At 75.3% G+C, this 13975-nt stretch carries 11 protein-coding genes; 3 read left to right on the top strand and 8 right to left on the bottom strand.

The window, feature by feature from the left end:
* Positions 1 to 58: 58 nt before the first annotated feature.
* Positions 59 to 184 carry a hypothetical protein gene (locus ACI799_RS17955; protein WP_456589048.1) on the bottom strand — a complete coding sequence of 42 codons (126 nt, stop codon included), beginning with the start codon at positions 182 to 184 and terminating at the stop codon, positions 59 to 61.
* A gap of 245 nt (positions 185 to 429) precedes the next feature.
* On the opposite strand from ACI799_RS17955, the gene ACI799_RS17950 reads away from it, so the two are divergent.
* Entirely contained in the window at positions 430 to 2502 is a 2073-nt protein-coding gene (locus ACI799_RS17950) for a cutinase family protein (RefSeq protein WP_456613611.1), read from the top strand.
* A gap of 30 nt (positions 2503 to 2532) precedes the next feature.
* Here ACI799_RS17950 and ACI799_RS17945 read toward each other — a convergent pair whose 3' ends face one another.
* Positions 2533 to 3222: a Pr6Pr family membrane protein gene (locus tag ACI799_RS17945; RefSeq protein WP_456613610.1), complete on the bottom strand. Its 690-nt coding sequence runs from the start codon at positions 3220 to 3222 to the stop codon at positions 2533 to 2535.
* A 56-nt stretch (positions 3223 to 3278) separates the two neighbouring features.
* A complete protein-coding gene (locus tag ACI799_RS17940; protein WP_456599203.1) occupies positions 3279 to 4121 on the bottom strand; it encodes an SDR family NAD(P)-dependent oxidoreductase in 843 nt (280 codons plus the stop codon).
* 63 nt (positions 4122 to 4184) lie between these two features.
* On the opposite strand from ACI799_RS17940, the gene ACI799_RS17935 reads away from it, so the two are divergent.
* Positions 4185 to 5210: an iron-containing redox enzyme family protein gene (locus ACI799_RS17935; RefSeq protein ID WP_456613609.1), complete on the top strand. Its 1026-nt coding sequence runs from the start codon at positions 4185 to 4187 to the stop codon at positions 5208 to 5210.
* Positions 5211 to 5223: 13 nt separating this feature from the next.
* On the opposite strand, the gene ACI799_RS17930 is transcribed toward ACI799_RS17935, so the two are convergent.
* A complete protein-coding gene (locus tag ACI799_RS17930; protein WP_456613608.1) occupies positions 5224 to 6138 on the bottom strand; it encodes a bile acid:sodium symporter family protein in 915 nt (304 codons plus the stop codon).
* Between the two features lie 241 nt (positions 6139 to 6379).
* Here ACI799_RS17930 and ACI799_RS17925 point away from each other — a divergent pair, with 241 nt between their 5' ends.
* The gene (locus ACI799_RS17925; protein ID WP_456613607.1) at positions 6380 to 7927 is read left to right on the top strand and encodes a methyl-accepting chemotaxis protein; all 1548 of its coding nucleotides are present in this window, start codon (positions 6380 to 6382) and stop codon (positions 7925 to 7927) included.
* Between the two features lie 18 nt (positions 7928 to 7945).
* Here the strand turns inward: ACI799_RS17925 and ACI799_RS17920 are convergent, their stop codons facing one another.
* The 4 genes from ACI799_RS17920 to ACI799_RS17905 all read right to left on the bottom strand — a co-directional run bounded on the left by ACI799_RS17920 (position 7946) and on the right by ACI799_RS17905 (position 13857).
* On the bottom strand, positions 7946 to 8266 hold the full coding sequence (locus ACI799_RS17920) for a CDGSH iron-sulfur domain-containing protein (RefSeq protein WP_456589041.1): 321 nt from the start codon (positions 8264 to 8266) through the stop codon (positions 7946 to 7948).
* Between the two features lie 51 nt (positions 8267 to 8317).
* Complete coding sequence (locus ACI799_RS17915) at positions 8318 to 9898, bottom strand: AMIN-like domain-containing (lipo)protein (RefSeq protein ID WP_456613606.1); 1581 nt, start codon at positions 9896 to 9898, stop codon at positions 8318 to 8320.
* A gap of 117 nt (positions 9899 to 10015) precedes the next feature.
* Positions 10016 to 13120: a bifunctional [glutamine synthetase] adenylyltransferase/[glutamine synthetase]-adenylyl-L-tyrosine phosphorylase gene (locus ACI799_RS17910; protein ID WP_456613605.1), complete on the bottom strand. Its 3105-nt coding sequence runs from the start codon at positions 13118 to 13120 to the stop codon at positions 10016 to 10018.
* Complete coding sequence (locus tag ACI799_RS17905) at positions 13117 to 13857, bottom strand: type 1 glutamine amidotransferase (protein WP_456589038.1); 741 nt, start codon at positions 13855 to 13857, stop codon at positions 13117 to 13119. The genes ACI799_RS17910 and ACI799_RS17905 overlap by 4 nt, the downstream gene beginning before the upstream one ends.
* Positions 13858 to 13975 lie beyond the last annotated feature (118 nt).

The following is a 13975-nucleotide window of genomic DNA, read 5'->3' as shown; positions in this document are numbered from 1 at the left end:
TGACGCCGCGGCCCCCGACCTCCTCCAGGTCGGGGGCCGCGGTGCGTGATGCCGACGGTCAGAGGCGGTCGGTGACGAAGCGGGCCAGCGACCAGGCCCCGATCAGCATCAGCGCCAGCGCCAGCGCCCAGGGCACCAGCAGTGAGCCATCGACGGGATCGGTACGGATCGACTCCAGGCGCACGTCGCCACGGCATACGGCGCACGGCCGCACAGCGCACCTGCTTTCCCCTGTGCTCCCCGGAGGACTGCGACGAACGCTCAGCCCTGGCGTGAGCGGGCCGCGGTGCGTCCGGACCTCGAGGAGCCGGGCGCGGGAGCGTAGCCGACGTCCGCGCCGTGGCGTAGCGTCCGGAACCCTCAGGCGGATGCGCATCCGGCGACGGGCTCCCGCCGTCGGCGCCCATCCCGATCACGGGGGGTCGTGTCGTGGGACGTGCACGTCGGAGCGCGCTGACGATCGGCAGCGTCCTCGCGCTGCTCACCTCCTCCGTCGCCGTGACCCTGGCGGCCGGCGCGGCCGATGACGACTGCCCGGACGTGGCGATCGTGGGCGCCCGGGGATCGACGGAGCCGATCACCACGGCCAACCGCGGGATGGGAACGAACGCCGACTACTTCGCCGACGGGCTCGAGCGCGAGCTCAGGGCCAGGCACGGCAGCGGGCTGGTGGTCGAGAACGTCGCGGTCACCCACTCCCCCACGTCGGTCACCGTCCTGACGCCGACGAGGGCCGAGCTGACCCAGCTGGCGGACCCGGCGCGGCGGCCGGCGGCGATGGAGCGCTACACGACCGAACGCCTGGGGACCTACACGCACAGCGTCGACCAGGGCGTCGGCTCCGCCGTCGACCAGATGGTCGCGCTGCACACCCGGTGCCCGGGCGCGGGCTTCGTCCTGGCCGGGTACTCGCAGGGCGCCATGGTGGTGCACCAGGCGCTGACCCGGCTCGCGGACGACGGCCGGGCGGGGCTGCTGTCCCGCATCACCGCCAGCGTCCTCGTCGCCGACGGGGACCGGGTGGGCCAGACCGCCGCCACCCGCCGCGGCACCGCGCCCGCCACCGCGCAGGGGGTCCGCACGGCCCTGCAGCCGGGCGCACGGGACGTCGTGACGACGTCCCCGGTCTTCGACCTCTGCCTCGCCCGGGACGTCGCCTGCGACTTCGACGCGGCGCGCCTCCTGCACCAGGGCGTCTCCCCGTCCCTCGCGGCGCTCAAGCAGGCGTCGCAGATCCACACCGGGACCGGCTACCGCCCACTGATGCTGCAGGCGGCCAGGGAGATCGCCGCGTCGTTCACCCCGGCGCCGTCGCCCACCCCCACCCCCTCCCCGGCGCCGAGCACGACGACCCCCGCGCCCACCTCCTCGGCCCCGACCACCACGACGCCGACCAGCACGACCGCACCTACGACCACCACGGCACCGACCACCACGACCGCACCCACCACCACGCCGCCTCCGTCGGGGGGCACGGAAGGGCTCGACGCCTTCCGCGCGGCCCGTGCCGACAGCGCCGCGGGGCGCGGCCCGCTCGACGTGGTCGTGGTCGGTGACTCGGTGACCGAGGGCCGGGACGTGGGCAAGGGCAACCGCTGGGTCGATCACCTGCTCGGGCTCCTGCGGGCCCGCCACCAGCCGCCCGGTGTCGCCGGCGGCGAGGGCTACGTCCCCGCCTACTACGCCGCCGCCGGCATGGTGGACCGGTTCACCTTCGGCGGCACGTCCACGCTGGGCTCCCAGTACGGCTTCGGCATGCGGGCGAACCACATGCCCTCCGGCGCGGGCAACTCGATGACCACCACCTTCACCGGCACCTCGTTCGAGCTGCACTACGCGAGCAGCCTCAACACCGGGACGATCACCGTCTCCGTCGACGGCACGGCAGGCATCCCGGTCACGACCACCGGCGGTGGCTACACCCCGAGCGACGGCGGCAGCTGGACCTCGCCCCCGCTGCCCCCGGGCCCGCACACGGTCACCCTGACCAACACCAGCGGCCGCACCGTGCTGATCGAGGGCATCAGCGTGTACGACGGGGACGAGGCCGCCGGTGTCCGCGTGTGGGAGGCCGGCCACTCCGGCTGGCAGGCCGAGGACTACGCCAACCTGCCCACCGCGCCGCAGCACGGCCAGGCGGTCGCCGCGGCCGCGCCGCACCTGGTCGTGGTGGCGCTCGGCTACAACGACGTCGTCGCCGGGTTCACCGCCGCCCAGTTCCGCGACTACCTCACCGCGACCATCGGGCACCTCCGCGGACCGGACGTCGGTCCCGACCCGTCGGTCCTGATCGTCGGGTACCCGCGGCGCACCGACGTCTCCGTCGCCGCCTGGGATGCCTACCTCCAGGCCATGGCGGACGTGGCGGCCGACCAGGGGTACGCGTTCGCCGACCTGTCCGCGCTGCCGGACTTCGGCATGTCGGGCGACGGTGTGCACCCGACCCCGACCGGGCACCGCCAGATCGCCGAGGCGCTCGACCGCTTCCTCGCCGCCGCCTGACCCAGCGCCGGCAGCAACGGCCGGCCGGGCTCAGCGGATCCCGGCCGCGACCCGCTCGTCCACCGCGGTCCCGGGCGTCGCCGCCAACCGGCGGTCGACCAACCGGTACAGCAGCAGGAAGGCCAGGGCCAGCAGCACCACGACGACCAGGTTGCGCAGCGCGACCGCGTAGCCCAACTCGGCCGCGTCCATGAAGTCGTAGGGGTACCACCCGGTGACGACCCCCTGCGCGAGGATCCAGCCGATCCAGGCGACCGGCCAGAGGAGGGCGCGGGCCACCACCCCGCCGTCGATGCGCGGGCGTGGCCCGAACAGCAACCAGCCCAGCACGGTCATGACCGGTGCGACGTAGTGGTCACCGGCGTTGGTCCAGGCATCGATCCCCCGCGGGTCGTGCAGCGGCGCGAGGACCACGGCATAGACGAGGCCGGTGATCGTGATACCCAGCAGGGACGCCAGCCGCACCACCCCCCAGAGTCGCCCGTCGTACCCCGGGTCCCACACCAGCGGCAGCGTCGCGGCCAGCACGAGCAGGTTGCTCTGCACCGTGAAGTAGCTGAAGAACCGGACGATCCGCTCGAGGACGCCCAGCGCGGGACCTGCGGGGTCGGCCACCTGCAGCACGAACTGGGTCGCGATCGACACCGCGACCACGACCGCGAGCGCGCCCCACCAGGTACGGGCCACGGCGCGGGAGGAGGTCGGCGTCGTCCCGGTCACGAGCGGATCATGCCAACCCCTCCCGGGCGCCGGCGGGCACCGCCCGGGTTGCCGCGTCACACCCGGCGGCGCACCGCCCGCTCCGCGGCCGCCCGGATGTGGCCGGCGTTGGCCGACAGCGCCCGGTCCAGCAGGCGGTCCACCGGGGGGAGCTCCCCCAACCGCGCCAGCCCCGACCAGCGAGGGACCGAGATCGTCCGCGCCCGGGGCGAGGTCAGGCACTCGGCCACCCGGTCGGCCACCCGCTCGGGGGCGATGCCACGGGACAGCCGCCCGCGCGCGTCGGCGTCCGACGCCGGGGCACGACCGTGGCCGCGTGCCAGCCACTCGGTCGACACGAAGAACGGGTTCACCGTGTGCACGCGGACGCCCCGGGCCGCGACCTCCCGCCGCAGCCCCGACGAGAAGCCCTGCACCCCGGCCTTCGTCGCCGAGTACACGGTCAGGGGAGGCACCTGCGACCAGGCGGCGACCGAGGAGACCGTCACGACGTCGGCCCGGCCCCGCTCGGCGGCCGACCGCAGGAGGTGGGGCAGCGCCAGCCGGGTCAGCTCGACGACCGCGACCAGGTTGGTGGCGACCACGCCGGCGACCACCTCCCCCGGCATGTCCTCCAGCAGGCCGGCCCAGCCGAGGCCCGCGTTGTGGACGACCGCGTCCAGCCGGCCGTGCTCGGCCAGCACCCGGTCGACCAGCTCGGCCCGGGCCGCCGCGTCGGCGACGTCGGCCTCCGTGGCGGTGACCCCGGGCAGCCCGATCACCGCCGCCCGCAGCCGCTCACCGTCCCGGGCGCAGGTCGCCACCCGCGCACCGTCCGCGGCCAGCCGGGCGACGGTGGCGCGACCGATGCCGGCGCTGCCGCCGGTGACGAGCACGACGCGCTCAGCCGAGGTGGTCATGCCCCCGTCCTACCCGCGGGGGACATCACATCCGCCGGCGCATCGAACCGACGTTCGTTGGGCATGCTCACGATCATGCGCCTGCCCGAGCCCCGGGGCCCCCTCAGCGACGCCCTCGCGCGCGACCTCGCCACCCGCGCCGACCTGTCGGCCGCGACGCGGGAGTGCGCCGAGCGCCTGGAGCTCCACCGCTCCGGGGCCCTCCTCGACGACGACCTGCAGCTCGCCCTCGCGATCTGCTACGAGCTCCACTACCGCGGGTTCGACGGGGTGTCGGAGGACTGGGAGTGGGACCCGGAGCTGCTCCGGCTGCGCGCCGGGCTGGAACGGCGACACCTCGCCGCGCTGCGCGGGCTGGTGGGCGAGGTCGCGGTCACCGGTGAGCCGATCGACCGGCAGCTGACCGCCCTGATCGCGGCGGACGACGGTCCGTCGCTGTCGGCCTACATGGCCAAGCGGGGCACGCTGGAGCAGTGGCGGGAGTACCTCGTCCTCCGGTCGGTCTACCACCTCAAGGAGGCCGACCCGCACACGTTCGCCATCCCCCGGCTGAGCGGGCGCACCAAGGCCGCCATGGTCGAGATCCAGGCCGACGAGTACGGCGGCGGCTCGGCGGAGCGGATGCACAGCGAGCTGTTCGCCGGGCTGATGCGCGACCTGGGGCTCGACGCCGGCTACGGGGCGCAGTGGGACGACGCGCCCGCCGTGGCGTTCGCCTCGGTCAACACCATGTCGCTGTTCGGGCTGCACCGCCGCTGGCGCGGAGCCGCCCTGGGGCACCTGGCGACCGTGGAGATGACCTCCTCCGAGCCCAGCCGGCGGTACTCGGCCGGGCTGCGCCGGCTGGGGTTCGACGAGCGGACCACCGTCTTCTACGACGAGCACGTGGAGGCCGACGCCGTGCACGAGCAGATCGCCTCCGTGGACATGTGCGGCTCACTGGTCGCCGCGGAACCGGAGCTGGCCCCCGACGTGCTGTTCGGGGCGGCCAGCTCGCTGGCCATGGACGGGCTGGCCGCCCACCACCTGCTGGGCGCGTGGGAGGCCGGCCAGTCGGGCCTGTTCCGGCGCCCGGCGCTGGCGGCCTGACCGTTCGACCGCCCTACCGCGGGGGGCCGGTCACCTCACCGACTCCCGCGGTGTCGGCCCGGCCCGGAGCGGTGGCGCGGTTCCGGGTGATCACCCAGCCGAACGCCGCGGCGACGGGGAACATCAGCACGCCGTAGACCGCGGCCGGCACGGCCAGCTCGACGCTGCCGAGCACGCTGACGGCCACCGCGATCGCCAGGGTGCTGTTGTGCACGCCGATCTCGAAGGAGCTGGCGATCGACTGCGCCCGGGCGATGCCGAACAGGCGCGGCACGGCGAACCCGATCGCGAGGCTGCAGAGGCAGAACAGCAGCGCCGGCAGCCCGACGTCGCGCAGGTAGCCCCCGATGTTCTCCCGCTCGGCCACCATGGTGCCGACGATGACCAGCGCGAGGACCACCGCCGACAGGGCGCGCACCGGCTTGTCCGAGCGGTCGGCGAAGGCGGGGGCCGACCGGCGCACGAGCATGCCGAGGGCCACGGGGACCAGCACGATCGCGAAGACCTGCAGCGTCTTGCCGAACTGCAGGCCCAGGCTGCCGCCGGCGGCCGGCTCGAAGAAGCCGATCGCCAGGTTGGTGACCACCGGCAGCGTGACGACGGCGATCACCGAGTTCAGCGCGGTGAGGCTGATGTTCAGTGCGACGTCGCCCCGGTAGAGGTGGCTGAACAGGTTCGCCGTGGTGCCCCCGGGCGAGGCCGCGAGCAGCAGCATGCCGACCGCCAGCAGCGGGGGGAGGTCGAAGAGGAGCACCAAGCCGAAACAGAGCACCGGCAGCGCCAGCAGCTGCAGGCCCAGGGCGATCACGACCGCCTTCGGCTGCCGGGCGATGCGGGTGAAGTCGCCGGGGGTGAGCGAGAGCCCGAGCCCGAACATGACGACGGCCAGCGCCAGGGGCAGCGCGACGGCGGTGAGCGCGGAATCCATGGGTCCTCCGTTCGGGCACCGGCCGGGGAGCCGGCCGGGCAGGACGTTGCGCGCATCCTGTGCGATGCGGGTCACATCGAGCAACCGGCCCCGCCGCAGGCCACCCCTCCGTGTCGCGGGCCCGGCCGTTCCGTTCCCGGCCCGTCTCGGGTACGGCTCAACAACCGTGGTTGCAGGCCGAAACCTCGTGCGCGATCAGACCGCTCCCCACCGGGCGCGGCGCGGACCACGGGAGGGTGCCATGCACAGGCGGGAGACGCGTCGGACGCCGGAGCAGGCGGAGCAACCGCGCGACGTCGAGGCTCTGGAGCGCGTCATCGCGTCGCTGGAGGGCGACGTGACCGGTGAGCTGGACGCCCACCGGCGGATCATGCGCGCGCTCGTGGAGGCGCTCGGGCTGAGCTACGGCGCCGCCTGGCTGCCCGACGGGCAGGGCAACTACGTCCTCCGGGTCACCGAGGGCACGGCCGCCGCGGCCATGGCCGCCGGATGGCCCACCGGCGAGGCGATGGTGGCGGGCGCGGGCTACGGCGGCGAGGCCCTGCGCCGGCGGACGCCGGTGCTCATGGATGCGGGCACGGCCACCGGCACCTGCCTGCGGTGGGCCACCGCCCACGCGGCCGGCGCCCGTCAGGGCTGCTTCCTCCCCGTCGTCGAGGGCAACCGGGTGACCGCGGTCCTCGAGTACTACAGCGAGCGCGAGCTGCCGTTCTTCGGCGGGCGTGCCGAGAAGTGGCAGGCTCTGGGCCGGCTGATCGCCCACGCCCGGCGCAGCGCGCTGACCGCCGCCACGCTCCGCGAGACCCTGGACGACCGGGAGGCGGTGACCACCGTCGTCGCCCGGGTGGGCGAGGCACACGACGAGGCGACCGCCCTGCGGGTGGCGCTCGAGACGGTCCGGACCGCCTTCGGCTGGGCCTACGGCTCGTTCTGGGCGCTCGACGAGGAGCAACGCGTGCTGCGGTTCTCCGTCGAGTCCGGCTCGGCCGGGGACGAGTTCCGCCAGGTCACCCTGGCCGCCAGCTTCGCCGAGGGCGTCGGCCTGTCCGGGCGCGCCTGGCGCTCCCGTGACCTGGTCTTCGTCCCCGACCTCGCGGAGGTGACCGACTGCGTGCGCGCACCCGCCGCGCAGCGGGCCGGGGTGCGCTCCGGCGTCTGCTTCCCGATCCTCTGCGACGGGCGCGTCGTGGGCACGATGGACTTCTTCGTCACCGAGACCATCGACCTGTCCGAGTCACGCGCCGCGGCGCTGCGCAACGTGCAGCAGCTGGTCTCCCAGCGCCTGGACATCCTGCGCCGCGCGGAGGCCGACCGGGCCAACTCCCGGGAGCTGCTGGAGACGGTCTCCCGGCTCCGCGAGGCCGGCGACGACGCCGGGCGGGTGGCGGAGAGCGCGGTCGCCGAGGCCTCGTCGATGACCACGCAGGTGCAGGCGCTGGCCAGCGCGTCGGCCGCCGTCGGCGACGTCATCCGGATCATCTCGGCGATCGCCGACCAGACCAACCTGCTGGCCCTCAACGCGACCATCGAGGCGGCCCGCGCCGGGGAGTCCGGCAAGGGGTTCGCCGTGGTGGCCAACGAGGTCAAGGAGCTCGCCCGGGAGACGGCTCAGGCGACCAGCCGGGTGTCCGAGCAGATCGCCGGCATCCAGGCGGGCACGGAATCCGTGACCTCCGGCATCAGCGCGACGAGCGCCGTCATCGGGCAGCTCGACGCCGTCCAGGCCCGGATCGCGCAGATCCTGGAGGAGCAGGTCCGGATGGCCCGGGCGTTCGAGTCCGCGCGCTGAGCCGGGACGGGCGACGGGTCAGGTCTCCCGGCGCCCGTCCCGGAGGATCCGCGCGGCCGGTCGCGGCCTGCTCGGCCCGCTCGGCGCGGAGAAGCCGGAGCGCTTGTGGGACCCGTCGCAGAACGGCTTGATGCCGGACTTCCCGCAGCGGCAGAGCGCGATGGTGTCGCGTCCGGGATCGATCTCGGCGCCGTCCTGGTCCAGCAACCGGAAGTTGCCGCGCACGATCAGCGGCCCGTCGCGGTAGGGCGTGATCGTGGCGCCGTCGGCCGGTCCACCGCCGGGGTCCGTGCCGGCGATGTCCTCGGGGGGTTCGGGCTCGGCCGACGGTGACGACACGCCTCCAGCATGCCCTGCCGGCTCCCGGGTACACGGCGCCGGTCCAACGGATCAGGGCTCGGTGAGCTCCAACGTCTCGACCATGCGGTCCAGGACCCGGACGTTGCGCGCGTAGTCGAACTGCGGCAGGCCCACCGTGTTGACCACCAGGGTGCGCGGGCCGTCCTCCCCCTCGCCGAGGTCGACGACGTAGCTGGTGGTCCGCACCCCTTCGGGCCAGAGGCCCTCACCCGAGGAGACCCGCTCGACCCGCACGGCGGTCCGGCCGCCGACGGTGGTGTCGGTCCGGCTCAGCTCCTCCGCGCCCGCGGGGTTGGCGACCCGGTCGAACGGTGCCGGCTCGACCGAGGCGGTCACCGCGCCCACCCGGGCGTCGGTGCCGGGCGGCACGGTGAACGGGTCGGGCGCGAACCGCGTGCACGCGGGGACCGTGTCCCCCGGGTTCACCGCCCACGACTCCGGATACGACAGGGCGAACCCGGCGGGGCTCTCGCAACGCTGCGACAGCGCGACCGGGGCGGCCGGCTCCTCCGCGAGGATGTCGACCACGATCCGCTGCGGCGAGTTCAGCAGTCCGACCGCGAACGGCCGTTCCCGGTCCACCCCGGCGAAGAAGGTGTAGTGGCCCTCGAAGAGGGTGTCCTCGACCAGGGTGTCCAGCACGGTCGCCCCGGCGATCGCCTGCTGGTCGGGCCCCTCCCAGGGCTGCACGCCCTCGGGGGCGTCGAACGGCAGCGCGATGTTGGTCAGCGTGATGCCGAGGACTGCGTCGCCGGGCACCTCGACCGGGGCTCCGGACCCCTGGGCACGCGGCTCGTCGGTGTAGCCGACCCGCCAGCCGGCCTCGCCCTCACCGGCCAGCTCGAACACGATCCGGTCGAACCCCTCGTGGGCGCCGAGCCGCACGTCGGTGAGTGCGACGAGCGGCCCGTCGCCGGCAGCGATGGACTCAACGGTGTCGCCGTCGCCGACCGGCTGCAGGGTGCCCGGTTCCTCGTCCGACGGGTGGCGGACGTCGACCACCAGGCGCGGCGGGTCCGCGAGGGTGGCCACGCCGAACGACACGCGCTCCTGCAGGCCGACCGTCCAGGCCATGTTCGCCTCGAAGTCCCCGGTCTGGACCACCTCCGTGACCACGGACCCGCCCGTCGGCTCGATGCGCTCGGGGCCCTCGTACACCTGCTCGGGGCGCTCGCCGGACAGGTCGACCGTGCTGGCCGGGCTGGTGCGCAGCTCCAGGAAGGCGTTCCCCTCGATCTCCACCGGGCGCCCCGAGGCGTCCTGCGTCACCGGTGGCTCGACGTAGGACACCCGGTAGCTGGGCACCCGGTCGCCTTCGAACTCCAGGACCACCCGGTCGAAGCCGTCGTGCTCGGCGGCCCGGACATCGGCCAGGTGGGCGACCGGCCGGTCGGCATCGGGGAAACCACCACCCTGCACCGCGGCGGTACCCGGGTCGCCGACCGGTTCGACGGCCTGATCGTCGCTCAGCGCCGTCGTGGTCGGCGACGCCGTCGGCGAAGCGGTCGCGGCGGCGTCGCCGTCCGAGCTGCCGCCGTCCGAGCTGCCGCCGTCCGCGGTGCAGGCCGTGAGGAGCAGAGCCGCGCAGACTCCGGCGGGGAGGAAGCGCATCGCAGATCCTGCCTTGATCTCGGCGTCAGGTCACCTCTGTCCCCTTGCCGCCGCGCCCGGCGGTGAACCTCCGCCGTCCCGATGCAACCTGATCGTCATGTACCGCCGGGGCTCCGGTCAGGGCACCGGACCGGACTGCGGCTGACCGTAGAAGACCTGCTCGACCACGGCCCGGGCGTGCCGGGTGGTGCGGCGGTAGTCGTCGAGGAACCGGCCCGGGTCGTCGTCCGCGCCGTACCCGCACGCCCGGGCGACGCCGCCCAGCTCCAGCCCCGGCCTCGGCAGCTGGTCGCTGGGCCGCCCGCGCACCAGGAAGATCGCGTTGCGCGCCCGGGTGGCCAGCTCCCACGCCGCGGTGAGCGCCTCGGCCTGCTCCGCCGGCAGCAGCCCTTCCTCGGCGAGCGCGGTCAGCGCCCCCGGGGTGGAGGCCACCCGGAGCGCCGGCCTCGCGGCGGCGTGCTGCAGCTGGAGCAGCTGGACGGTCCACTCGACGTCGGCCAGCCCGCCGCGGCCCAGCTTGGTGTGGGTGGCGGGGTCGGCCCCCCGGGGCAGCCGCTCCCGCTCCACCCGCGCCTTGATGCGCCGGATCTCGGCGACCTGCTCGCCGGACAACCCGTCGGCGGGGTACCGGACGGGGTCGACCAGCGCGACGAACTCCGCGCCCAGGGCTTCGTCGCCGGCCACCGGGACGGCGCGCAGCAGCGCCTGCACCTCCCACACCGACACCCAGCGCTGGTAGTACTCGCGGAAGGCGGGGAGGCTGCGCACCAGGGCGCCCTGCCGCCCCTCGGGCCGCAGGTCGGCGTCGACCTCGAACGCGGGGTCCGGTGCCGGCTCACCGAGCAGCCGCCGCAGGGTGTGGGCCACGGCGTTCGCCGCGGCCGAGGCCCTGGCCTCGTCCGCTCCCGGCCGGGGCCGGTGGACGAACAGCACGTCGGCGTCGGAGCCGTAGCCGAGCTCCCCACCGCCCAGGCGCCCCATGCCGATCACGGCGAGGTCCATCGGCAGGTCGGCGACGTCGACGCGCGACTCGAGGGCGTGCGTCCGCAGCGCGGCGTCGAGCCCGGCCTGCAGCGTGGCGACGGCGACGTCGGTCAGCGCCTGCCCCACCCGGTGCACGTCGAGCCGGCCGAGCAGGTCCGCCGCCGCGATCCGCAGCAGCTCCTGTCGGCGCAGCCCGCGGATGACCCGAACGCCGGCCTGCGGGTCCGGCGCGCGGCCGGCCGCCTGCCGCCACGCCCGGGCCAGGGTCGCCGCCGAGCGCGGCTCGAGCTCGGCGTCGTCGGCGAGCAGCCGCAGCGCCTCCGGCGTCCGGGTGAGCAGCGAGGCGACGTACTGGCTGGAGCCCAGCAGCTGGGCCAGCCGCTCGGCGACCTGCCCCTCGTCGCGCAGCAGCCGCAGGTACCACTGGTTCCCGCCGAGGGCCTCGCTGACCTGCCGGTAGGCCAGCAGCCCGGCGTCGGGGTTGGGGCAGGAGGCGAACGTCTGCAGCAGCACCGGCAGCAGGTACTTCTGGATCGAGGCCGAGCGGGAGACCCCGCCGGTGAGGGCCGCCAGGTGCCGGAGCGCGCCGTCGGGGTCGGCGAAGCCGAGCGCCCGCAGCCAGTCACCGGCGGCCTTGCTGCCCAGCTGCGCGGCCTCCGACGGCACCTTGGCCACGGCCGACAGCAGCGGCCGGTAGAAGAGCTTCTCGTGCAGGCGCCGCACCTCGCGGGTGTGCAGCGCCAGCTCCGCCCGCAGCACGTCGACGGCGTCGCCGCGGTGGTCGGGCTTGTACCCCATCGAGCGGGCCAGCCAGCGCAGCTGCTGCTCGTCGGTGGGCAGCAGGTGGGTGCGCCGCAGCCGGAGCAGCTGCAGCCGGTGCTCGACGGTGCGCAGGAAGCGGTAGGAGGCGATGAGCGTCGCCGCGTCCCCCCGACCGACGTACCCACCGGCCGACAGCGCCAGGAGCGCCGGCAGGGTCCCGCCCACCCGGAGGTTCGGGTCCGAACGGCCGTGCACCAGCTGCAGCAGCTGGACGGCGAACTCGACGTCGCGCAGCCCGCCGCGGCCGAGCTTGAGCTCCCGCTCGGCCTGCGCCGGCGGGATGTTGGCCTCCACGCGGCGGCGCATGGCCTGCACCTGGCCGACGAAGCCGGGCCGGTCGCCGGCCTTCCAGACCAGCGGCCACAGCTCCTCGACGTAGGCGCGGCCCAGGTGGGGGTCGCCGGCCACCGGCCGCATCTTCAGCAGCGCCTGGAACTCCCACGTGTCGGCCCACTGGCCGTAGTAGGCGGCGTGCCCGGCGACGGTGCGCACCAGCGCACCGGCCTTGCCCTCGGGACGCAGCGCGGCGTCGACCTCCCACGCGGCCTCGTGGCAGATGCGCATGAGCGACGCGGCCACCCGGGTGGCGGTGGCCAGCGCCGGGCTCTCCGGGTCGCTCGGATCGGCGGGCTCGGCCACGAAGACGACGTCGACGTCGCTGACGTAGTTCAGCTCCCGCCCACCGGTCTTGCCCAGCGCGATGACGGCCAGCCGGCAGGCGGCGGCGTCCGCCGGCTGCTCGGCGACGGCGAGCGCCAGGCCGGCGGTGAGCACGGCGGCGGCGATGTCGGCGAGCTCGGCCGCGGCCTCCTCTGCCGGCACGCCGTCGCCGAGGTCCCGCCCGGCCAGGGAGAGGATCGCCCGGCGGTAGGCGTGCCGCAGGGCCGCGATGCGCGACGGGCCGGCGTCCGGGGCTCCCTTCCCCAGCCGCACGCCCCACGGGGGGTCGTCGGGGTCGGCGCCGACGGCGGCCAGCATCTGCTGCTCCAGCGCGTGCGGGGTGGGCCGGCTCGGCCCGTTCCCGTCGTCGAGCACCTCCCAGTCCAGCGGGTAGGCGGCCAGGTGGTCGGCCAGCCCGGCGCTCGCGCCCAGGACGGCCAGCAGACGGGCGCGGAGGGAACCCGACCCCCGCAGCCGCGCCAGCAGCGCGGCCGCTGCATCGCCCGTGTCGTCCTCGGCGTCCAGCGCCTCGATCAGCCGCTGCAGCGACCGCACGGCGAGGTCGGGGTCCCCTGCCCGGGCGAGTGCGGCCACGACCGGCCCGGCCTCCGGGTCGGCGGGCTCGTTGCGCTCGAGGTCCCACAGGCCCAGGGCGGGGTCCGACAGCAGCCGGGCGGCGCGCTCGCCGTCCTCGAAGCCGAACCGGACGAGGCGGACGATCGCGCGCCGCGGGATCTCCACCTGCGGCGCGCTCACGCGCGCACCTGTGCCCTCGCCCGGACCAGCTCGGCGAACCGCTCGGCGAACGGGCGCCACGCCTCGGCCACGTCGTCGTGGGCGGCGGCAGCCCGGGCGCACAGCGTCTCCCGGTCCAGCGGGGAGGCTGCGACGCCGACGGGGTCGCTGCCGGCCCAGGCCCGCACCATCTCCGGCGTCGTCTCGATGTGGAACTGCAGGCCGTACACGGAGGTCCCCACCCGGTAGGCCTGGTGCGGGTAGTGCGGGTTGCCGGCCAGCAGGGTGGCGCCCCCCGGCAGTTCGGAGATCTCGTCGTGGTGCCACTGGATCACGTCCGGCGAGAGCGGCAGCGGCCCGAACACGGGGTCGGCGTCCGCGGCGTCCCGCTTGGCCACCAGCGTCGCACCGACCTCGGGCCCGTCCACCCCGACCCGGGTCCGGCCGCCGCCCACCTGGGCCAGCAGCTGGGCGCCCAGGCAGATCGCGAGGGTGGGCAGATCGTCCCGCAGCGCCTGCCCGAGCAGTCGTCGCACGCCGACGAGCTCGGGGCTGGTCTCCTCGTCGTCCATCGACGACTGGGGGCCGCCCAGCACGAGCAGCCCGTCGAAGCCCTCGAGGCCGTCCGGCAGCTGCGCGCCGAGGCCGAGCCGGCGCTCGTCGAGCTCCATGCCCGCGTCGCGCAGCCACTCCCCCAGCCGGGCCGGCGGATCGGTCTCGCTCGGGACGACGACGAGCAGGCGGCCGGTGGAGGTCACGCGACCGAGGTTAGTGGCCCGCGCCGTCGGGGCTCACCCGCGCTCTGCGGGTGCTGTCCGCGCCCTGGCAGTCCTGCAAGGCCCGCAGAGCACGAGCAGCACTCCCAGAGCGGGCGGG

Source organism: Blastococcus sp. SYSU DS0753, from assembly GCF_054051175.1.
The sequence above is the reverse complement of the archived record's forward strand: the minus strand, read 5'-3'. Positions and strand labels throughout refer to the sequence as shown.